Source organism: Zhongshania guokunii (assembly GCF_040892635.1).
Taxonomy (GTDB): domain Bacteria; phylum Pseudomonadota; class Gammaproteobacteria; order Pseudomonadales; family Spongiibacteraceae; genus Spongiibacter; species Spongiibacter guokunii.
Window position 1 is genome coordinate 1 of the sequence record NZ_JBFRYA010000026.1, and the last position, 21,083, is coordinate 21,083.

Sequence of the window (21,083 nt, forward strand, 5' to 3'; positions counted from 1 at the left end):
AAAAAGGTCGGTGAAGAGAATCAATCACTGGCATGATCGCCGCGTAGGGCTGCAGAATAAGGTCTGTCCTTAGAACGAGAAAGTAAGCTTAATGGCGTGAGGTGTACTAATCCTAAGTAGTTTGATTTTGATATGAGGCAATACGACCGGCCAAGATAGTTGACGCCAGACAAGCCACTTAGGCAGTAGTGCGTAGGGGGATTACCATAGCGTATTCTACTCATTAAAAACACGTCCACCACTTTGTTTTTTCAAATAAAAATAAAGAAAAACAGGAGTGACGAACAACGACATTATTGTTGCGACTACAGTACCAAAAACAAGCGAAAGACCTAGACCACTAAACAGCGGATCCTTTATTAATACCGCGCTACCAAGAAATATCGACGCCGCTGTAAGAACTATTGGCCTAAGACGAGATACAGTGCATTCGATCACCGCTGACTTTAATTCTCGGCCATTCCGTAACGACTCAAAAACAAAATCAAAAATAAGAAGCGAGTTTCTAACAACAACTCCCGCTATTGCAATTACACCTATCATTGACGTCGACGTAAAAAGCTCAGAAAATATCCAATGAGCCGGAAAAATACCAATCAGAGAAAATGGAATTACGGCCATAGCGATCAACGGGATAGCAAATGATTTATAATAATAAACTAACAACACATATATGAGCACCAAAGATATAAACAGCGCAAAAAACATTTCTTCAAAAGCCTGTAAAACCTGGTCATACGCACCATCCCAGTGCATCACTCCGACGGACTGAGCGCCATCATTTACAGAAGATACAATGCCATCGCCATTGACACGATAACTCTTATCAATACCTTCCTTTTTAAGCCTACTAGATATATCTAAAACGCCATACAAAGGAACTGAATTATTCATTTCACCCGTCACATACACAACCGGTGAACCATTTTTGTGGAAAATAGGATGACCGAGCTTAGTTTTTTCCAACACTAACAGCTCAGAAAGAGGCACCTCGCCACCGCCAAGGCCAGTTACTTTAAGATTCTCAAGGGAAACTAAAGAATCTATATCAGAAGATGGATACTTTAACAAAATATGTCTTTCGTCTCGAACCGCACCGCCCTTTATTCTACCTAAATCTATCCCATTAATAGCCACATCTAAAACCGAATATAATTCTTTCCTATTTACAGCTAAACGCTTTAATGCGTCTTCATTAACCTTATATTTATACTGATAGACGTCATCAAAAACACTATCCGAAACCTCTAAAACATCCCACGTACTCTTAAAAACTTCCATCAAGCCCAAAGCAATCTTTCGTAATTCCGCGCTATCATTACCGTATAGCTCTGCCAAAAGACCTGCGCGTACGGGTGGGCCCGGTGGATCCTCCACCACCCTAATGAGTACTCCGTCAAACTTACCTTCAACATCTGAGAGCATTGATCTCACATCACGCGCTATATCTATAGAAGAGTAACTCCTTCTACCTTTATCGACTAGGTTAACTCGAATTTCTGCAACATTCGGGCCTTGCCGCGAACTAGTCCCACGTAAAATACCATTGAAATCTTCAACGCCTGATTCGCCCAACCAAATTTGGAAATTCGTTACATACTCATTGTTAAACAACTTATCAGCAACAGACTGCGCAACGTGGTGCGAGTACATAAGAGTTTTGTTTTTAGGTATTTCAATAACGATATTAAATGTATTGGTATCGATCCGGGGCATCGAGTGTAGGAGCACACCGAACGCTGGCGGCTCCCCGCCAACACCACTGGGGCGGACAAATTGCCACGCAGGCATTAACAGCACTAGGAAAAGTAAAAATAAAACTAAAAATAAGGAAGAATATCTAATTCGTTTATTACTTATCAAAATGACAAGCGCATGCTGGTAAGCAGAATTAATTTTACCAGAGTACTTGTCAATCGGTGCAGTATGTTTAGAAAAATCCAGGAAATTAAATGCCAACCAAGGAACTACACTATAAGCTACAAACAGGGATGCCAGCATGGCAATTGGTACAGTCACAGAAACCGGATAAAAAAACTCGCCTGGCATCCCCGTAACAACTAGCATCGACAAAAAAACAATTACGATTGCAAGCGTCGCTATATTAGTCGGGTTACCCACTTCAGACGCTGCGTTAACCACCAAATCCTTTTTACTAATTTCACTGGCACACTGCGCTCCTGAACGATAAATATTTTCCAAAACAACTATTGCATCGTCCACCAGCATCCCCAATGCTATGATCAAAGCCAAAAGCGAGACCCTATTTAAGGTCAGCCCCATCGAACTAATAATAAAAATTGTCAATGCAAGTACAAGCGGCACAGTAAAACCAACTACACATGCAGCCTTAAACCCTAAAAAAATGTAAGTGATTATAAAAACAACGGTAATTGCGATTGCAAGATGATAAAAAAGCTCTCTAAAAGTGTGCCTAGCAACAGAGCCATCGTCTCGAGTTACGTCCGCATAAATATTTTGGGACTTATGCTTCTCAACGAAAATTGCTAGGCGCTCGTTAACTTGATCAGATACAGTTACTGAATTAGCCGATTTTTTCTTCGAAATCGCTATAGTTACTGCAGGAATAATTGTAGATTCAAAACGTTTATTTCGAGTATCGCCCCGCCCAAATCCAAAAAGAGATATAGTTTTTCGCCATTTTTCTACCGAGCCACCAACACTCGCCACGTCACGAAGTAATATTTCTCCTTCTAGAGGAGACTTCCTAACAGCCACAGATTCTAGCTCGGCAACGGAATTTATTCCATCTTCAAAAACATAAAAATTATTGGTATCCGCCACTGATCCAAGTCCTAATGGAACTGCCATGCCGGCATCAGACACAGAACTTATTATGTCTCTCAATTGTATTTTAGAGGCTATTATTTTAGACGGATCTAGCTCTACAATTACGTCACTATCCAAGCCACCCTTAATATAAACCGAAGAAACATCATCGATTAAAATAAGGTCATCCAACAACTCCTCCGCAAACATTTTTATTTTTCTTTCCCCGGCATCGACTGAGGAAAGCGTGATTGTAATTATAGGTACATCTGCAATATTTATACTATTTATAATGGGCTTCGCTGAATTTACCGGCAGGTTTTTTGAAATCTTTTCAAATCTATCGTGAACCCTGACAAGCGCCTCCTCTTGATCTTCTGTAACCTCAAAAAATATAGAGAGCTCCGCTCTCGAATGGGATGCGGTAGAATAATAATCAGCAATTCCTGAGATTAACTTAATTGAATTTTCAATTGGCTTAATCACCAACTGCTCAACTTCTTCAGCTGACGCGCCAGGGAAATCAATGATTATTGTAGCCCCAGGAACCACAATCTGTGGATTATCCTCTTTTGGCGTGGAGTCGATAGCCCAAAAACCTAACACAAGGATACAAATAATAACCACAGGCGTAAGCTTTGAGTCGGTGAATAAAAAAGCAATTGGATACGCAATTCCGAACTTAGCCACTGGCTTACCTTTATATAAACTGAATTATAAGGACAACCCTATAATTTTAAAGAGATAAGCGTATAAGCTGCCTACCACGCCATCAAAATAGCACTCTAATATTTATTATAAAAACTCATTATCTCAGTAAACAATAACATCTCCAGCATTCAGCCCAGACATGACCTCCACCATTTCACCATACTCATTACCAGGATCAATCCATCTAAAGCTAACCACGAGATCTTGATCACGTACAAATACACCGCGCATACCAGAATATAAAACTACAGATTCTTTTGGAACTAAATATCCACCAAAACGCTCTTTCTTAAACACTAATATTGCGGTTCCATACATCCCGCTCATTCCATTAATAATTTTTGAATTTGTCCTTAGCTTCATTTCAACAGATTGATACGCCACATCAATATAATCAGAAATAAATTCAACCTCTGCGGAGTAGACGACTCCAGCCACCTCCACATCAATCATGCCATCAAGTACTACCTCACTAATATACGAGGCCGGCACCCACCCCCTTAAAACAAGGTCGTTAACCTTTGTTAGCACAAGAAGCTCTGAACCATAAAGTGCTAGCTCCCCTATTTTAACGTCCATTGAACGAACCAGCCCATCAAATGGCGACTTTATTAAACTATAAGAGCTTGATTTTTTTGCTGAATCATATTGTGTGTTAGCCGCCGTATATTCTGCTAACGATATTTGGTGATCAAGTTCTGCCACTTCGTATGCATCCTTAGACACCAGCCTATCTTTAAACAATTTAGATACTCTTTCAAAACCAACTAAAGATTTACTGTATTTACCTCTTGCAACGAGAAGGTTTCTATAAGCTGCGGCCTGGCTTTCATTAAGACTAGGATCATCTATCAAAACTAGATTATCTCCCTTATTAACCCTATCCCCTTCCTTTACAAAAACGTCACTAATATAGCCGGTTAACTTTGACACAATTGGTATCTGAGAGTTTGATTCAGCGATGACAGGAACTGACAATTTTTTGCTATGCCTTTCACCAACAACAAAGCACGACTTATCTGGGTCAGTAACATCGTCATGAGTTATAGCTCTATTATAAAAACCACACTCAAATGAATAAATATATCCACTATTTAGGAAAAAAAAACAAACTACAATTATTTTTAAATCTATTTTCCGCCAACGAAACTCCATATACACCTCAAAACATAGCGAATCTTTATCGACGCATGCAATATTAAGCTTCAATTATCATATAAATTCCCAAGTAAAAATCATTCATGTAAAAATTTCATAAAAAGTCACTGCTGTCCCGTTAACTTTCATATGAGCTTCAACTGATTAATATCAGGTAGCCTGTCATTAGATGGATCCCTTCTTAAGAGAGCCATCAGGTCACGTTTATCAAACAGATTAAGCTGCTGTAGCCGTATTATCTGCTGCATACTTTTTGTAAGCCCTGACTGAAACACGAGAAATGCAATGAGCAGGTAAACGCACATGGCTATCCATATTTGTGTCATTACCGCATTCTTGCTCGTGCCAACAAACGATTTGATTTTCAGGCTTTGTTTTATCCATTTAAAGAACAACTCGACATGCCGCCGAGCTTTGTAGATATCGGCAATCGTCTTGGCGGCTAGCTTGAAATTGTTCGTTAAAAACACATAGTGTTTGCCCGTCTCCGCGTCTCTATCGCCTACCCGACGAAATTGAACCGGACACTTTTTAGAGGCCTAGGGGCCGCTGAATTCTATCGTTTGATCACACGTTAAGCCTTAGTTTTTCAGCACGGAGCGACGACCAATAACACGGTACTTTTCATTGATCTTAAGCCGGGCAACAAAGAAAATCTTTTTGCATGTCAATTGCTTATACCAGGAATAATCATTGTAGGCTTTATCAATGGCAACCATGCTCCCTTTCGGGAAGTTGAGCATGCGACCCACGGTCACATCGTGTTTCTTTCCGTCCGTAATGGTCACAAACTCCGGTAAATAACCGGCATGATTCAAGCCGACGTGCAACTTAACCGCGCCCTTAGTGGTGCGAAAATCAGCCCAGGGAAACGCAGACAAGCACAAGTCGATAGTCGAGGCATCCAGCGAATACAATGGGTGGTTAAACTTGAAATTATGATCAGGCGCCACACCTTTGGTACTGCCCAAGTGGTAGAGGCGATGCATTTGCGCCGACATATTATCAACGATGTCACGCAAGCTATTTCTCCCAGACAATTGAGCCATCGTCAGTGACACGAACTGCGACCAACGGGAGGCTGTACGAAAGGCGCCGCCTGAATGGTGTTGTTTGGCAAGGGTCTCAAATTCATGTCTCGGAACAAGTTTTAGTATTTGTGAAAGAATGGTATTACAATGTGCCATGGCCTGGCTCCCTCAATTAATAAAGTGTTTTCTAGACAATCTCATTGTATCAATTGTGGTGGAATCAGGCTTTTTTATTTCTCCTTAGCGGGACAGCAGTGATAAAATAGATAAATTAAAATACTTAGTCCTTTAAAATGTATGAAATGAAAGTAGATTCTAGATCGTCGTTTTTGATAATCTATTTTGTTTCGAAACTGCTCTAAATAAGCCGTAAGACATTACATAAAACCAAGTAAAGAATATAAGTCCGGGTATCCAAAAAGCGAGTATCCCATCCCAAGCAAACGGGCCGACTTTGAAAAAGGTAAGTAAACCGCCGGGAATGAAAAGGATTGCGCACCATAAATTAAAGAAACCTATCCAGCGCGGAAATATTTTTTCTTTTGAGCGATCAGACAATATAAGTCCACCAATAGCTAAATCTTGCACGGAAAATAGCGCGAAAGGCATGACAAGTAAAATCCAGCCTGTGTCATTTAATGTTTGAGTTATTTCCACTGCGCGATCTGGGCGAAACGCTGCTATTGTCCACGATAGGCCCGGTAGTAGAAAAAATAGTGTACCTGCTGCGCCGCAGCATATTTGCGTGTAAACAATTACACGAGTTTCCGGGCTTTTAATGCGCTTCAGTTGGGTTGCGATTACGGCGTTGAAAGGAACGTAAAGCCCGCCAGAAATTATAATTAATAGGCAGCCAAATCGAATGGCGTTGGTGTTTTCTTGATAGATTGCGGCTATAAAGTCAGCATCCGAAATTGGGGAGTGAGGTGGAAAAAAATTCGCAATGGGCCACCATCCAATAAACAGAACAACTGTGCACAGTATCCCGCTCCAGATGCATAGGGTTTCAAAGTTTGTGCGCATATATTTAATCCATTTTATAATTTTATACATGTGCGCCATTACCTGGCGCCGTTATTGTTCGCGGTTTCAAATCCGAAGTGCATCAAGGTTTAAGCTGCAATCGCAGCCCGGTAATCACCCATTAATTGATCTGGTGTTTTAAAACCTAAATCTTTTCTTGGGCGGGTATTTAGTCGGTTCACAGCTCTATCTACCTCTGCCTTAGACACCAACTTCAAATTTGTGCTTTTTGGAAAATACTGCCGTAGTAGCCCATTCGTATTTTCATTTAATCCGCGCTCCCACGAACTGTACGGATGTGCAAAATAAATATCCGTTGAGAGCGCCTTACTGATCTCAGCATGATACGCAAACTCTTTCCCGTTGTCCGCCGTAATACTGTGAACCACATCTTTAAATGGCTTTAACAAACTGGTCGTGGCTTTTGTGACAGCCGCAGCACTTTTGTTATCGACCTGCGCAGACAAGGTGAATTTGGTGACCCTCTCCACTATGGTGACCAGCGCACCGCTATGGCCTTTCCCTATCATTGTGTCTATTTCCCAGTCACCAATTCGGGATTTGTTGTCCACAGCCTCAGGGCGGTCATCAATGCTTACACGGTTCTTAATGTGTCCTTGTGTGGATTTGCCATTACGGCGCTTGTCGTATTTCTTGCCTTGACGTCGCAAGTACGTATACAAATCCCCGTTAGATCGCTTATCCGACCAAACATGCAGATAGATCGTCTCATGGCTAATCAGAAGCTCTAGATCATCAAGTAGCCACCCCGATATTTGCTCCGGACTCCATTCCTGCCGAAGCTTGGACTCAATCAGTGCGATCATAGCCAACGTCATTTTAGAGCGCCTAGCTGCCGCCTTGCGACGTAAGGACGACCTAGCCTGAGCTTGTTTGTGCCGGTAACCTCGGCCACCTGTATTACGAGCTAACTCTCTACTGATTGTTGACTGACTTGTACCGACGTTCTTAGCGATCTCTCTTTGTGAACAACCTGTTTTATTTAGGGCTGATATCTGGCATCGTTGCTCATAAGTCAGCTGCTGGTAATAACTCATTGTGATTTCATCTCTTGCCGGAGAAAAAAATGATGAGCTTACCTTCAGCTGACCCTTTCTTCTACTGCATCAGATGATGCACTTCAGATTTGAAACCACGGTTTATAATTCCTATAGTATTTTCATTAATGGAAGTGCGGATTTTAAGTCGCCCTCAATTTTTATTTTCCCACTCATAAACGCTGTGGTCGCATTTAACTCTTTTGACATAAGTTTGTTAAAATTTACCAATGTAGATTTAAATACTATTTCGGCATCGCTGTCTTCTAATTCAACTTTTGGCGGTGTTAAATTTCCGTTTAATATTGCAGAATTATCGTCAAGTACAAATCGTACTTTTTTTCCAAAAGCTGGAACATTGCTTACTTTATCATCGAGTATCTGCATCGCAGAAAAAAAGTCATTCATATAAAATACCTGTTATAAGGGTTGAGGTTATTGTTTTTTAAGGTGTTTCGCAATGTTTTAGGATGTCGTCGACATATAAATGTTTAGGGACGTTATGCTGTCCGATAAGCTTATCAATTTCGGCGTGAAATTGATAAACCAGTACCTCTTTGTCGGATAGTGGCATGTCTAATCCAGGAGCTGCTTCGGTTGATTTCTGTATTGCCGAAGTGTTGCCAATATCTTCTTCAAATACTTGATTGTAGCCGGGAATGACAAAGTCCCAGGCCTCGGGCCGTTCACCGTCACCCCAACTCATTCCAAACCAAATAAATGATACTTTGCATGTATCGATACCTGTGGGCCAAACTTGAAGTAGCGGAAACCCCCCGTACTGGAATGCAAACAGCATGTTAGGGAACAAGCCGACAACTGGCATATAATCAGTAAATGCTTTGCTCTGTGCCATAGGGATTGGATCAAGAAGTTTAAGCATTTCGCCACCGGTGAAATCTGATTCTTGATCGTAAGGTATTAGCATCGTCCAATGACCTTTGGGGTGAATTATACACTCCGTGCTGTTTGCAGTTACTAAGCTAGCGACTGACTCTCTGTGCGTTACGTCGACGTGGTAACTTTCCCTGAAGGCATCTTCCATGATTTTCCAATTACAATTAACCTCCCAGCTGTCGCGAGAAATTACCTGCAATGATGCTTCTGCGATTTCTGAAAAGCGACGTGCAATTGGGTCTATTGCGTCAAGTAGAGGTTCTGCGTGAGCATCTAGATTAATAAAAATCATCTCGCCCCAGAGTTCGCAGCGTACTTCTGGTAAGCCTTTGCATGTGATGTCTAGATTTTTAAATGATGCGCGGTCCGGGACAGTGCGAACCTTTCCTTCCATGTCGTACGTCCATCCATGGAATTGGCATACAAAGACTTTTGCGCATCCTTGGTCTTCTTTTAGTACGGATGAGCCGCGGTGAGCGCAGGAGTTAATAAAAGCGCGCAGTTTAAGGTCTTTGCCGCGTACGATGAAAACTGGAGCAAAAGGTAGGTCAAGTAAGCGGTAGCTGCCAATGTCGGGGAATTCAGATGTATGACCAACTAAATGCCATGTTTTCATGAATACCTGATCGATTTCGGACTCGTACAGCGATTTATCAATATAGCGCTCACGGGCGATGGGGGGCATAGGCGGGATGATCTTTGACTTTGATGTTTTGATATCATCTATTAAGCTCTTTATTTCAAGACCGTCCATACTAATCTCCAATTACTTGTTTGCTGATAGGGTGCGTGAGGCTTATCGTTGCATAATAATATTCTTTGGCTGATCAAGTGATCAGTGTCGGCGTTTTTCAATCTGAGGCGACAACTAGCTTGAAAAACGCCGCTTTGGACCGTTTAGTTGATCGAGTGGTCAGGCCGAAGCAGTATTTTGGTTATTGTCCCATAAAGTAAAGCAATTGATTCAAGTCATAACTATAATTAGGAGAGATTCAGTTGAGGTGTTTTATATGATAATTAATAAAAGATGTTTGAGTGCAAGTGCAAGTGCAAGTGCAAGTGCAGTTGTGTTGATTGTATCCGTTACTTTATCGAATTCAGCGTTTGCAGCAGATAATGGGGTTTCGGATAAAAAAGTTAGGAATAGAATGCTCGAAGAGGTAATAGTAGTTGCACAGAAAAGAGAGGAAGAGGCGCAGGATGTTCCAATCGCAATTCAGGCCTATGGGGCAGAGGCGCTCGATGCTCGGGGGATAAGTGATACCCGTCAACTAGGAGCCCTAATCCCAAGTTTGCAGTTCACCGTAGTAACTGGATTTAATATAATATATATGCGCGGGATAGGTACTGATAGTTTTATTCCGTCTGCGGACCCGAGTATCGCAACCTATACGGATGGGATATATCTTCCTTCAGCGCAGGGAACGGTGAACTCTCTTGGTAATATAAAGCGCATCGAGGTGCTTAAAGGTCCACAAGGAACCCTGTTTGGAAGGAATTCGACGGGTGGCGCGATAAACGTTATTACAGAAGAGCCGGATGGTGAATTTGCGGCGATGGTCCAAGCCGAATATGCAAGTTTTGATAAGCGGTCCATAAAAGCATCAGCGAGTGGTTCAATTACGGATTGGATTGCTATAGGGTTTTCTGGCGAAAAATCTTCGGCCGACAATCATTACACGAACATAAATTACGATGTTCAAAGGGATGAGTTAGAGGCCTTCCGTGTGAAGATGCTTTTCGAGCCAGTAGATAATGTCGCATTAGGAATAACTCATTTTGAATCGAGTGCATCGAGCTTGCGCGGTATTATTGGTAATAATACAAGGCCTAGCTTGCTTGGTGAAAGTCTGGGTATTACTCCGCAGGAAGATAATTATGAGGCAACTAGTGAGTTTGTTCCTCACTCGGAGCCACGACAGAATATTAGCTATGGATACCTGAGCTGGGATACCCCAATTGTTGATATAAAATTAACGATTAGTGACCAGAAGAGCGAAACGGTTTACGCAGGAACTGATTTCGATGGCTCGCCAACTCCTATTGCTGGGTTTGAGCTAAGGAATGAGCTTGCATATATAGAAACCTATGAATTGCAGTTCATGTCTAATAATGATACGCCATATTCAGAGCGATTTGAATGGATCGTAGGGTATTATCATCTTGAGAGTCTCGCTGACATTGGTGACGGCGGGTTCTTGATCGCGCCAGAGGTATTAAATTTCGTATCTACAGACCTTGGTGGTTTAGTTGGTGGTCTTGTGCCTGCCCCAAATACCCCGTTAGGTCGCGGCCTATTTATAAATTTTGGCGGCGCTGTTGGAGCTGAAAGTGATTCCATATATTTCCAGGGAAAATATGATCTAACAAACGACCTAGAACTAACTGTGGGTGGTCGTTATCAGGAAGAAAGTCGTACAATTCAAGATGCGGAAACGACAGTTTCGGATCCGTTAGGAAGTAACGACGACACCGATGTTTTCGTTTTTGATGACGATGAAGCAAAATCTACTAATTTCTCACCAAAAGTAGTATTGAGTTATTTTCCTAGAGAAGACGCGATGATATATGCGTCACGTACGGTTGGGTTCAAGAGTGGTACCTATAATATAGTAAATATATATAGAGCCGCAGATTACGTTGAGCCGGAGGAAGTCGTCACCCTGGAACTGGGCGCAAAAGTCGATTTTCTCGACGGCGCAATGCGTATCAACGGGGCTGTTTTTCAAAATAAAATTAAAAATCTTCAGACGGGCTTTGTATCACTATTCGCAGGTGGTGTTGTTAGTTTTCAAACTGCTGGTGCGGCAGAAACCGAGGGGGCGGAATTTGATTTGACGTGGGTGCCATTGCAAAATCTGAACCCCGGATTAGTGCTTACGGCAAATGGGGCGTATGTGGATGCGTATTACACTGATTTTAAAAATGGCGAAGGGTTTAGCGAAGATGAGGGACTCTATACGTCGGATAACGATTATAGCGGGAATGATATTGTTCGAACTCCGCGTACGTCAGGTGGTGTCGGTTTCGTGCAGACCATAGATTTTGATTCAGGTTCTTTGGAGGTTGGAATGGATGCCTACTTTAACTCAGGATTTTACTACGATGCACAGAATGGCGTAGAAGAGGAACCTTATAAGGTGTTGGGTGGGCGTATAAGTTATTTTTATGAACCCTTTAATATGCGCCTTACCTTGCTTAGCACTAATATTCTCGATGAGCGGTACCATATTCAGCGATTCCAGAATGATTTTGGAGTTATAGATTCTTTGGCAGCACCACGGGAATACGCAGCAAAGCTTGAGATAAGATATTAATAATATCAAAAATGTTTTATTAAGGAGTGGGTCGAGCATGAAAGCGATTATAGTCGGTGGTGGGTTGGCAGGTTCTTCTGCGGCATTTCTGTTGCGAGAATCTGGTTGGCAGGTGAAAATTATTGAAAGTACAGATCAGATAGGTGGTAGAGCGTATACCGTTGCAAAACAGGGGTACTTAATAGATACCGCCGCTTCTGCAATGGCGACCAGTTATACCTCATATTTCGAAATGGCTGAGAAAGCAGGTGTTTCAGATCGCATAGTTCCTGCAAGTCCTTGGGTCGGCTTTGTTCGTGATTTTAAAGTGCACGAAATGGACATGCGTCGAATTCAATGGTCAGGAGTGTGGACTAGGCTGTTATCATTTAGAGGTAAACTGGGTCTACTAAAGCTATTTAAAGATGCATTTTTGGCTCGTAGCAAAGGAATGCTCAACTATAACGATTTGGGTAAAGCGGCTCCGATAGATGTCGAGTCAGCTTCGACTTATGCATTGCGTGAATTCAGTAAAGAGATTAATGATTATTTCTGTGACCCTGTTGTGAGGGTAATGTTGCTGGCTGATGGCGATAAGGTTTCGAAGGTTGAGTTCTTCTCTGGCGTTGCTAATGTTTTAGACGAGACAATGTGCTCGATGCGTGGTGGGCAGCAAAGTTTCGCTCAGCTCCTTGCTAAAGACGCGGAGGTAGTTTTAAACAGTAAAGTAACTTTGGTAAAGGAAAATGAGAATCAAGTGGCGGTTAGTTGGGGAGGAATAGATGGCCCGGTCACTGAAATTGCGGATGTATGTGTTGTCGCAAGCCATCTGCATACGGCAGTCGATATTTGTCCGGACTATAGCGATGTTCTGACGCCCTTAAATCGCCGTATGCGTTATACGCGAGCATTATCCGTTGCCATTGGTGCCACTGTTAAGGTTCCTACTAAAAGCTTTATGGTTTTTGTGCCTGCGTGCGAAGAAAAAAATATAGCGACTTTGTTTCTTGAGCATAACAAGTGTGAAGATCGTGCGCCAGTTGGGCATTCTCTTCTAACAGCTTACTTCGAGGAAGCGGCATCTGAAGCTTGTTGGCATATGAGCGATGAAGAGTTAATTGAGCACACTTTAACGTATCTCTATAAATTATTTCCGGTGCTTCGTGGAAATATTGATATGACCCATGTGAAGCGATGGGACACTGCTTTGCCGCTAATGGAAATTGGTGGTTATGGTGAGGTCGCGCTGCTTAATGAGCGCCTTAAAACGGGCTCGCGTATCCAGTTTGCTGGTGACTACAGGTCGGGCGCCGGACAGAACACAGCTGTTGACTTTGGCATGAAGGCAGCACGAAATATTATTGAGACCTACGAAGCGCAGCTTTCAAGTTGTGAGTAGTCTTGTTGTGAAAAATGTAATTTTCTCAGTTATATTATTTGGCACTTTCTACGTTCTATATTAAAACTGATTAGAAGCGATAGATCAGATGGAGGATTTAGGGGGCGCCTTATTTTTGTATAATTTAGGAAGTGCATAACTACTTTAAACTAAACAGCGGGTAGGCTTATGTCATTGGAGAAAATTAGAATAGATAAACGTAATTTAGCCGGACAGTGTATAGCTGTCGTAGGTGGGGGGCCAGCCGGGCTGGTAGCCGCCTTTGAGCTAAAGAAGCTGGGTGCAGAAGTTGAAGTTTTTGAACGCAATGATCATGTTGGCGGTCGGACGCGTTCAGAGACCAGGGGCGAGTTTAGCTTTGATGTGGGCGCGCTAGTACTGCTGCCGACGTATAAGAATACGGTCGAACTGCTGCATGAGCTGGGGCTAGATAAAAGCCTGTCGCGAAGTAAGCCCAGCTTGGGTATTGTTCGCGATGGAAAAGTGTGTAGTTTTGATTATAAGCGGCCACTGCGATCTTCTCTACTTAATCCTATTTTGTCATGGCCTAGTAAATTAAAGGTACTGAAGCTGCTGCCAATATTGATTCGTAATTGGACACGCTTAAATTACCAGAGTATGGCTGGTGTATGCGATTTCGATAATGAAACGACAAAGGACTTCTGCCTTCGCGAGTTGAATGAGGAGATTAATGATTATCTCGCCGATCCCTTTATACGCATCAACTCACTAACGGGCAGCGACCAAGCGCCGTTTGGAGAGTTTCTGTGGTTGCTACGTGCTTACTGTGCCCCCTTTATTTATCACTTAAGTGAGGGTATGGACAGTTATGCCAAGGGCCTTGCAAAGCACCTGGCTGTCCATTTAAATACAACCGTAGCAAATGTTGAAGAGAATGACGGAGTAGTGAAGCTCCTCTGTGGTTGTGGGAAGTCGTATGATTTCGATGCCTGCGTGATCGCCATTCCGCCCCTATTTGCTCGGCAGTTAGGGAATAACCCAAACGGTAATCATCAGCCCTATTTTGATAGCGTCGAGCCCGTGAGTGTAATCAGCGTCCATATAGGTCTAAGCTTTAGGCCTGAAATCACTGAGGCACTTATGCTTTTTCCAAAATGTGAAAGTGAGGAGATCGGCGCTATAATCTTTGAGCACAACAAAGGTTTAGGCCGGGCGCCAATAGGGAAAGCTGCGGTTACAATTCAAGCTAGTAGGGAATGGTCGCTGTTACACGCAGAGCTAAGTGACGCGGCGCTAATTGCTGCTTTGCTGCGCTGCGCTATACCCTTTATCGGTGACGTACGCACAGCAATAGAAGAAAGTTTTGTTACGCGGTGGGACTATGTGTGCCCAGTAACTTATCCCGGCTATTTTACACTTCTACAAGAGTTTTGCGAATCGCAGCCGGGGAATGCATCTGTCGTTTACGCGGGAGATTTCTATTCTGGTGGAATTGAGGGCGCGACCATTAGTGGGAGGAGGGCGGCGGCTAAAGTTGCCAAATATTTGGAGGCGAAAGCGTGAGCAGTAATACTTTTGCGCAGCGTTTCTGCGCTGCCGGTGGCTTAATATTTTTCGGAAGGCAAAATTCTTACCACGCATATAGCGGGAAGGTAAGTGCGTCAATTTTAATGGTGGCCTGTTGGATAAGCCATGTCATTGAAGAAGGGCAAGGTTGCGGCAAGCACCACCGGCCTTATGCCAAGAAAACCGCGCAAAGTTATTTCAGTACTCTAAGGTTAGTGTTTCAGGGTATAGCCTATTCCTGTGAACTGCTCTCTATGGATTTCGATGCGATTACCGATCTCTATCATGACATGGTCGAGTCCCGTCGAGACAGGGAAAAGGAAGTCGGATATTTTGGCAAGCGCATTCAGACTACTTTTATAATTTAAAACAATCAAGTATGTGTTGTTGACATTAATGCTTCAATGCTTCGTTTAATGGAATAGCTAAAAAGTGTTCCGTCCTGAAATAGGTTTTGCGGATTCAAATCCGAAGTGGATCAAGGTTTAAGCTGCAATAGCAGCCCTATGTTCATCCATTAATTGAACGGAATTTTTGAATCCTAGGTTTTTCCTTGGGCGAGAATTCAGTTTATGGACTGCTCGCCTGACTTCAGCTTGGTTCACTACCTTAAAATCTGTGCTTTTCGGAAAATACTGTCTCAAAGTAAGCGCTTACCCTTCAACGCTGCTATCGCCAGTCAATTAAAGCGAATCGACAATCCCGACACTCGCGTAATCGTATACACACAAATTTGTTGCGGTGCCGCAGGCACATTATTTTTTTTACTACCGGGGTTGTCATGGACAATAGCAGAGTTTAGGCCTGATCGAGCTGCTGAAATCACGCAAACATTAAATGACACCGGATGGAATTTGCTAGTCATGCCTTTCGCATTATTCACAGTACAAGACTTAGTCATTGGTGGACTCATACTAGCCGATCGCTCGAAATAAAAAATATTTGCAAGATGGATCGGTTTTTTCAATTTATGGTGTACAATCATTTTTATACCCGGTGGCCTATGTACCATTTTCAAGGTAGGCCAATTGTCCTAGAATGGGATATTAGCATTTTGGATTCTAGGATTTACTTTTTTTGCATGGTTTGGACTTCCCAGGGTTTGCTAGACACCAAATGACGTTAGAATCTAGTTCTACGAGAGGTGTTTATGAAGTCCAAACGTTACACAGATGAATTCAAGAGAGAAGCCGTCAAACAGGTCACTGAACGCGGCTATTCTGTCGCAGATGTCGCCCAACGCCTTGATACAACTACGCACAGCTTATATGCGTGGCTTAAGAAGTTTGGCGAACCTAACCCCCAGACCTCAGACAAAATTGACCTCTCGGCTGAGAATGCTCGGCTTAAGTCAGAGCTGCGGCGCATGACGGAGGAACGCGACATCCTAAAAAAGGCCGCAAAGTACTTTGCCAGCAACCCAGAGTGAAGTACGGCTTTATCCGCGATAATCAACATGAGTTCCCTGTCCAGGCGATGTGTCGTGTCTTTAAGATTAATCGCAGTGGGTATTATGCTTGGCTGAGCAAACCATTGTCTGACCGAGCTGTTGAGGATCAGCGGTTATTGAAGCGGATAAAAGCGTTTTACGTTGCTAGCGGTGGTACCTATGGCAGCCCCTGGATACACCGCGATCTGCGTGATGAGGGCGAATCTTGCAGTGTTCATCGTGTGGCTAAAATCATGCGAGAGAATAAGCTCAAAGCTCAGATCGGTTATAAACGCCGGTACATAAAAGGGGGCAAGTCCGGCAAGATCGCTGACAATATATTAGATCGCCAATTCAACCCTAAAGCTCCTAATCACGCGTGGGTGAGTGACATTACTTACATCAGAACCCACGAAGGATTTTTGTATGTTGCGACAGTAATCGATTTGTTTTCGAGAAGGGTTGTTGGCTGGTCAATGGACAAAACGATGGATCGCCACTTAGTTATCAATGCGTTATTAATGGCCGTATGGCAGCGGAACCCCAAAAACGAAGTGCTAGTGCACAGCGATCAGGGCAGTCAGTATGCCAGCTCAGATTATTTAGCATTCATGAACGAGCACAGGCTAATACCGTCGATGAGTCGACGGGGTAATTGCCATGATAATGCCGTCGCTGAAAGCTTTTTCGCGACATTTAAAAAGCGGGTCACCAAACGAAAGATATACTCGACTAGGGAGGAAGCCAAAGAGGAGATATTTAATTTTATAGAGATGTTCTACAATCCTGTAAAGCGCCATTCGCACACAGGTGGCGTATCGCCTGCTAAGTTCGAAGAGGCGTACTTTTTAGAGACAGCAACTGTCTAGCGAACCCTGGGAAGTCCAGTTTTACGTAATGGCATACGGGCTTTTCAAAACAATTTCCCAACAATCGGGTAAAAGTGAGGAAAACATATAATAAAGCTACGGAGGATATTACTAATACGCGGATTTGAATCTGCGTTGTGTTAATTGTATAATTCAAAAATAAGGAGGAGTCATTGTGAACACGGTAGTAAAGGAAAAGCACATACCAGGTGAAGCTGGGATTTGGGTTTTTGTGCTAGGCGATATGTTCGTCTTCGGTCTGTTTTTTGTGACCTTTGCCTATTATCGTGGCTTGAATCTTGAAATGTTTCAGCAGTCCCAGTTAAAGCTAAATCAAAACTGGGGCGCATTGAATACAGTGTTGCTGCTGACTAGCTCGTGGTTTGTTGTTATCGGTATGAGCGCAATACGGCAGGGTTTTAGGCGCATGTCACGCATATGCTTGTCATTGGCGTGGCTTTGTGGCTTGGGCTTTGCGACGGTCAAATTTTTTGAATACGGTGAAAAAATCAGCCACGGCATTACCCTGACCACCAATGATTTTTTCATGTATTACTATATTTTTACCGGCATTCATTTTCTGCACCTCATTATTGGTATGGGCGTGCTGGCCTATATGATTTTGCGTCTTGGCCATAACAAGCCCCTTGCAGACGATCTGGCGATATTAGAGAGCGGCGCAACTTACTGGCATATGGTCGATCTACTTTGGATCATCTTATTCTCCACGCTCTACCTGATTAAATAATATGAAATCAATATTCTTACAGGCAAATACCGTAATTTGGGCCGTACTGGCTTTAGCGACCGCCTTGTCTTGGTATATGGGCGGCGACGCAAGTTTAAATATTCCGGCAGTGATGTTACTCATCGCATTTTTTAAAACGCGTTTGGTGATTATGCATTTTATGGAGGTTAACCACGCGCCATTGCCTCTTCGCATTATCGGTGAAGCCTGGGGCATAGTGTGTTGTGCCGCGCTAATCGTCCTGTATTCATAGGCTTTATTTCCTAACAGACCGATTCGTTCAAAAATTCTGCGTTACCGTTCAACTGTGTGGCTCTTGCGAGCCATACCAGATAACTCTGCCTGCTTGTAAATTCAACAAGGCTCGCCATCTGCGAGATAAAAAGGAAGTTATTTGACGTGAATCCCAATTTTAAATTAAGGCAACTCTGATTAATTCAAATAATCTGCGATAATAGCCTCAAACAGTACGAAGGGTAAAATCAGTGCGCCAAGACGCATTCAACGACAGCGGATTCGAAAAATATCACAAGAAAACGCGTCGGCAGCAGTTTCTTGAAGATATGGAGAAGATCATTCCTTGGGACGAGCTCTGCTCAATCATTGCCCCCTTTTACCCGGCGCCCAAGGGCGCAGGCCGACGTCCCGTTGGGATTGATAGGATGCTGCGGATCTACGTAAGCGGTCAATAAACCCCATCTAATAATCTTCCCGCTGCGGCTTTACTCTTCAGTTTTAAACTGGAGAGCTATTCATGAGCACAATCAATAAATCGCAGTTCTGGCAAGACCACATCACTGCTTGTCAAAGCAGCGGTCTTTCTCAAGCCGCGTATTGCAAGCAGCATGAGATCAAATTTCATAACTTCGCGTATTGGCGCAATCGTTTAAGTCCCGCAAAGGCGCCCTCAGCAAAATTAACGAAACTGGGCGGCATGCCAGCCTCATCCCGTATGATAATGAATTTACCGCTGGGCGTGCGATTGGAGTTATCCGCCAGCGATTTGCCTGTCGTGTTGCCCGCGGTGCTGCATATCCTTCGGGAATCGAACTGATGCTGCGGCCGACATCCGATATTGAGGTCTATTTGTACATGGCCCCGGTAGATATGCGCAAGTCCATCAACGGCTTAGCCGCGCTGGTTGAAAACGAGCTGGCGCTCTCGCCGATGATGGAAGTCTTGTTTGTGTTTTGCAATCGTGGCCGAGATAAAATCAAACTCCTGTATTGGGAGCGAAATGGTTTTGTGGTCTGGTATAAGCGCTTAGAAAAGCAGCGCTTTAAGTGGCCTCGCCAATGCGAGTCAGGCTATGAATTACGCGATGGCCGCGACTTGAATTTCTTGCTCGATGGTTTGGATATTTGGCGTAATAAACCGCATGAAACCTTGTATTTTGACTCGGTTAGCTAAAGGTCTTTTGGTATAATACGCGTCATGACGACGCGACCATCAACCCCTTCTTCTGACGATATCCACAGCCTCAAAGCTTTGCTGTTGGAGAAGGATAAACGCATCTCGTTACTCGAAGAACAAGTGCGTTTACTCAGGCATAAACGCTTTGCGGCCAGCAGCGAGAAGTCGGATGGGCAGACGGAGCTGTTTAATGAAGCCGAAGCGGCTGAGCCTGTTCCTGAAGAAGACCTTAACGAAAACACGGATGACGCCGAAACCGAAACAATCCAGTATGAGCGTCGCAAATCCCGTGGTCGTAAATCGTTACCCGCTGACTTGCCGCACGTTCGTATCGAACATGATCTGGCTGATGCCGACAAAGTCTGTGAATGCGGTTGTGCGCTAACGCATATTGGCGAAGACACCAGCGAGCAGCTGGATATCATTCCCGCAACCGTCCAAGTCTTAGTACACGCCCGACTGAAATACGCCTGCAAAGCGTGTGAATCCACTGTACGTACCGCCGCATTACCCGCACAACCCATTCCAAAGAGCAATGCGAGTTCAGGCCTACTGGCGTATATCGCTACCGCGAAATACCAAGATGCGCTGCCATTGCACCGTCAAGAAGCCATCTTCAAACGGATGGAGATAGACATTCCCCGCAACACCCTCGCCAATTGGATGATGCGCAGTGGCGAACTAATCGCGCCACTTATCACCCAGCTTGATCACGAGCTCCGCCGCGGCAAAATCATCCAGTGCGACGAAACGCCGCTTCAGGTGCTAAACGAACCGGATAGACCCGCGAGCAGCCAATCCTATATGTGGGTCAGGCGCAGTGGCGTCCCCGATCACCCCATCGTGTTATATGACTATGCACCGAGTCGCGCTGGCAGCGTGGCGGAGAAATTACTAAAGGGCTTTAGTGGTTACCTGCAAACTGATGATTATTCGGGCTACCATGCCGTTGGACGCAAAGACGACATTAGCCATGTGGGGTGCTGAGCACACGCACGCCGTAAATTCGTTGATGCGCAAAAGGCAGGGACATCTAAAGACAAAAAGACTACCCGCATTGGCAAAGCCGATGTGGCGATCAATTATATTGCCAAGCTGTATGCTATCGAAAAATAGGCGAAAGATACGAGCAGCGAAGCTCGTCGCCAGCTACGACAAGATAAAAGCGTTCCAATCCTCAATGCCCTGCGGGAGTGGTTGGACAAAACCTTGCACAGCACCTTGCCCAAAGGCCTGCTAGGTACGGCACTGGGTTATCTCAATAAAAACTGGGAAAAACTAATTCGCTACACAGAAGACGGCGACGTCAACATCGATAATAATCTCGCCGAAAACGCCATCCGACCCTTCGTTATAGGCCGCAAAAATTGGCTGTTCAGCGCCACGCCGAGAGGTGCCCACGCCAGTGCCGCTATTTATAGCTTAATCGAAACGGCAAAAGCAAATGGCCTTGAGCCGTATGCGTATTTGCGGGAAGTGTTTACAAAACTGCCGCGCATATCGAGCGATGAAGAATTACAGGCGCTGCTACCCTGGAATGTGTCGCTCGTATAGGGCGTGGTTAATTGAGCGCTTACGGATCTACTTCATGCAGCACTGGTTTAACCTTTTTGATCCAGGTGTTGAAGAAGCGCTTTATGATTCAGCATCGCTCAGGCAATTCGCGCAAATTGATTTGGGCCGCGAGCCAGTCCCCGATGAAACCACTGTACTAAAGTTCAGGCACTGAATGGA

Annotated in this window: 16 protein-coding genes and 4 pseudogenes; 12 read left to right on the forward strand and 8 right to left on the reverse strand. The window is 43.9% G+C overall.

Annotated elements, in window-relative coordinates; genetic code table 11:
• Nucleotides 1–216: 216 nt before the first annotated feature.
• The 7 genes and pseudogenes from AB4876_RS18650 to AB4876_RS18680 all read right to left on the reverse strand — a co-directional run bounded on the left by AB4876_RS18650 (nt 217) and on the right by AB4876_RS18680 (nt 9,422).
• Complete coding sequence (locus tag AB4876_RS18650; RefSeq protein ID WP_368383205.1) at nt 217–3,480, reverse strand: efflux RND transporter permease subunit; 3,264 nt, start codon at nt 3,478–3,480, stop codon at nt 217–219.
• A 123-nt stretch (nt 3,481–3,603) separates the two neighbouring features.
• Entirely contained in the window at nt 3,604–4,656 is a 1,053-nt protein-coding gene (locus AB4876_RS18655; protein ID WP_368383206.1) for an efflux RND transporter periplasmic adaptor subunit, read from the reverse strand.
• A gap of 128 nt (nt 4,657–4,784) precedes the next feature.
• Nucleotides 4,785–5,846 (reverse strand): annotated as a pseudogene (locus AB4876_RS18660) (IS4 family transposase).
• A 159-nt stretch (nt 5,847–6,005) separates the two neighbouring features.
• Entirely contained in the window at nt 6,006–6,752 is a 747-nt protein-coding gene (locus AB4876_RS18665) for a hypothetical protein (protein ID WP_368383207.1), read from the reverse strand.
• 50 nt (nt 6,753–6,802) lie between these two features.
• The gene (locus tag AB4876_RS18670) at nt 6,803–7,771 is read right to left on the reverse strand and encodes an IS30 family transposase (RefSeq protein ID WP_368383208.1); all 969 of its coding nucleotides are present in this window, start codon (nt 7,769–7,771) and stop codon (nt 6,803–6,805) included.
• A gap of 111 nt (nt 7,772–7,882) precedes the next feature.
• Nucleotides 7,883–8,179 (reverse strand): SCP2 sterol-binding domain-containing protein, encoded by a 297-nt coding sequence (locus AB4876_RS18675; RefSeq protein WP_368383209.1) that lies wholly within the window; start codon nt 8,177–8,179, stop codon nt 7,883–7,885.
• Nucleotides 8,180–8,216: 37 nt separating this feature from the next.
• Entirely contained in the window at nt 8,217–9,422 is a 1,206-nt protein-coding gene (locus tag AB4876_RS18680) for an aromatic ring-hydroxylating oxygenase subunit alpha (RefSeq protein WP_368383210.1), read from the reverse strand.
• A gap of 256 nt (nt 9,423–9,678) precedes the next feature.
• Between AB4876_RS18680 and AB4876_RS18685 the strand changes: the two genes are divergently transcribed.
• The 4 genes from AB4876_RS18685 (at nt 9,679) to AB4876_RS18700 (ending at nt 15,258) form a co-directional block, all read left to right on the forward strand.
• Nucleotides 9,679–11,985, forward strand: coding sequence for a TonB-dependent receptor (locus AB4876_RS18685; protein ID WP_368383211.1), 2,307 nt, complete (start codon nt 9,679–9,681; stop codon nt 11,983–11,985).
• A gap of 37 nt (nt 11,986–12,022) precedes the next feature.
• The gene (locus tag AB4876_RS18690; protein WP_368383212.1) at nt 12,023–13,363 is read left to right on the forward strand and encodes a protoporphyrinogen/coproporphyrinogen oxidase; all 1,341 of its coding nucleotides are present in this window, start codon (nt 12,023–12,025) and stop codon (nt 13,361–13,363) included.
• Between the two features lie 168 nt (nt 13,364–13,531).
• Nucleotides 13,532–14,887: a protoporphyrinogen/coproporphyrinogen oxidase gene (locus tag AB4876_RS18695; RefSeq protein WP_368383213.1), complete on the forward strand. Its 1,356-nt coding sequence runs from the start codon at nt 13,532–13,534 to the stop codon at nt 14,885–14,887.
• On the forward strand, nt 14,884–15,258 hold the full coding sequence (locus AB4876_RS18700) for a hypothetical protein (protein WP_368383214.1): 375 nt from the start codon (nt 14,884–14,886) through the stop codon (nt 15,256–15,258). Before AB4876_RS18695 ends, AB4876_RS18700 begins: the two co-directional genes overlap by 4 nt.
• A gap of 117 nt (nt 15,259–15,375) precedes the next feature.
• Here AB4876_RS18700 and AB4876_RS19095 read toward each other — a convergent pair.
• Nucleotides 15,376–15,534 (reverse strand): annotated as a pseudogene (locus tag AB4876_RS19095) (IS30 family transposase); the annotation flags it as partial.
• Between the two features lie 506 nt (nt 15,535–16,040).
• Here AB4876_RS19095 and AB4876_RS18705 point away from each other — a divergent pair.
• From AB4876_RS18705 to AB4876_RS18740, 8 genes and pseudogenes are all read left to right on the forward strand, one after another.
• Nucleotides 16,041–17,188 (forward strand): IS3 family transposase gene (locus tag AB4876_RS18705; RefSeq protein ID WP_368383215.1). Its coding sequence is split into 2 segments (ribosomal slippage): nt 16,041–16,278 and nt 16,278–17,188, totalling 1,149 coding nucleotides; the frame shifts between segments, so codons are not numbered across the junction.
• A gap of 175 nt (nt 17,189–17,363) precedes the next feature.
• Nucleotides 17,364–17,936: a cytochrome c oxidase subunit 3 family protein gene (locus tag AB4876_RS18710; RefSeq protein ID WP_368383216.1), complete on the forward strand. Its 573-nt coding sequence runs from the start codon at nt 17,364–17,366 to the stop codon at nt 17,934–17,936.
• A 1-nt stretch (nt 17,937) separates the two neighbouring features.
• A complete protein-coding gene (locus AB4876_RS18715; protein ID WP_368383217.1) occupies nt 17,938–18,189 on the forward strand; it encodes a cytochrome C oxidase subunit IV family protein in 252 nt (83 codons plus the stop codon).
• Nucleotides 18,190–18,421: 232 nt separating this feature from the next.
• Nucleotides 18,422–18,628, forward strand: a complete 207-nt coding sequence (locus AB4876_RS19110; RefSeq protein WP_497024787.1) for a transposase — start codon at nt 18,422–18,424, stop codon at nt 18,626–18,628.
• 62 nt (nt 18,629–18,690) lie between these two features.
• On the forward strand, nt 18,691–18,990 hold the full coding sequence (gene tnpA, locus AB4876_RS18725) for an IS66 family insertion sequence element accessory protein TnpA (protein ID WP_368383218.1): 300 nt from the start codon (nt 18,691–18,693) through the stop codon (nt 18,988–18,990).
• Nucleotides 18,990–19,346, forward strand: a complete 357-nt coding sequence (gene tnpB, locus AB4876_RS18730) for an IS66 family insertion sequence element accessory protein TnpB (protein WP_368383219.1) — start codon at nt 18,990–18,992, stop codon at nt 19,344–19,346. The genes tnpA and tnpB overlap by 1 nt, the downstream gene beginning before the upstream one ends.
• A 24-nt stretch (nt 19,347–19,370) precedes the next feature.
• A pseudogene (tnpC, locus tag AB4876_RS18735) lies at nt 19,371–20,903 on the forward strand (IS66 family transposase).
• A gap of 19 nt (nt 20,904–20,922) precedes the next feature.
• Nucleotides 20,923–21,075: pseudogene (locus AB4876_RS18740) on the forward strand (transposase); the annotation flags it as partial.
• Between the last annotated feature and the right edge of the window lie 8 nt (nt 21,076–21,083).

Coding starts and splice junctions, on each gene's coding strand:
- AB4876_RS18655 (WP_368383206.1), bottom strand. CDS start 4,656: ATGGAGTTTCGTTGGCGGAAAATAGATTTAAAAATAATTGTAGTTTGT.
- AB4876_RS18665 (WP_368383207.1), bottom strand. CDS start 6,752: ATGGCGCACATGTATAAAATTATAAAATGGATTAAATATATGCGCACA.
- AB4876_RS18670 (WP_368383208.1), bottom strand. CDS start 7,771: ATGAGTTATTACCAGCAGCTGACTTATGAGCAACGATGCCAGATATCA.
- AB4876_RS18675 (WP_368383209.1), bottom strand. CDS start 8,179: ATGAATGACTTTTTTTCTGCGATGCAGATACTCGATGATAAAGTAAGC.
- AB4876_RS18680 (WP_368383210.1), bottom strand. CDS start 9,422: ATGGACGGTCTTGAAATAAAGAGCTTAATAGATGATATCAAAACATCA.
- AB4876_RS18685 (WP_368383211.1), top strand. CDS start 9,679: ATGATAATTAATAAAAGATGTTTGAGTGCAAGTGCAAGTGCAAGTGCA.
- AB4876_RS18690 (WP_368383212.1), top strand. CDS start 12,023: ATGAAAGCGATTATAGTCGGTGGTGGGTTGGCAGGTTCTTCTGCGGCA.
- AB4876_RS18695 (WP_368383213.1), top strand. CDS start 13,532: ATGTCATTGGAGAAAATTAGAATAGATAAACGTAATTTAGCCGGACAG.
- AB4876_RS18715 (WP_368383217.1), top strand. CDS start 17,938: ATGAAATCAATATTCTTACAGGCAAATACCGTAATTTGGGCCGTACTG.
- tnpA (WP_368383218.1), top strand. CDS start 18,691: ATGAGCACAATCAATAAATCGCAGTTCTGGCAAGACCACATCACTGCT.
- tnpB (WP_368383219.1), top strand. CDS start 18,990: ATGCTGCGGCCGACATCCGATATTGAGGTCTATTTGTACATGGCCCCG.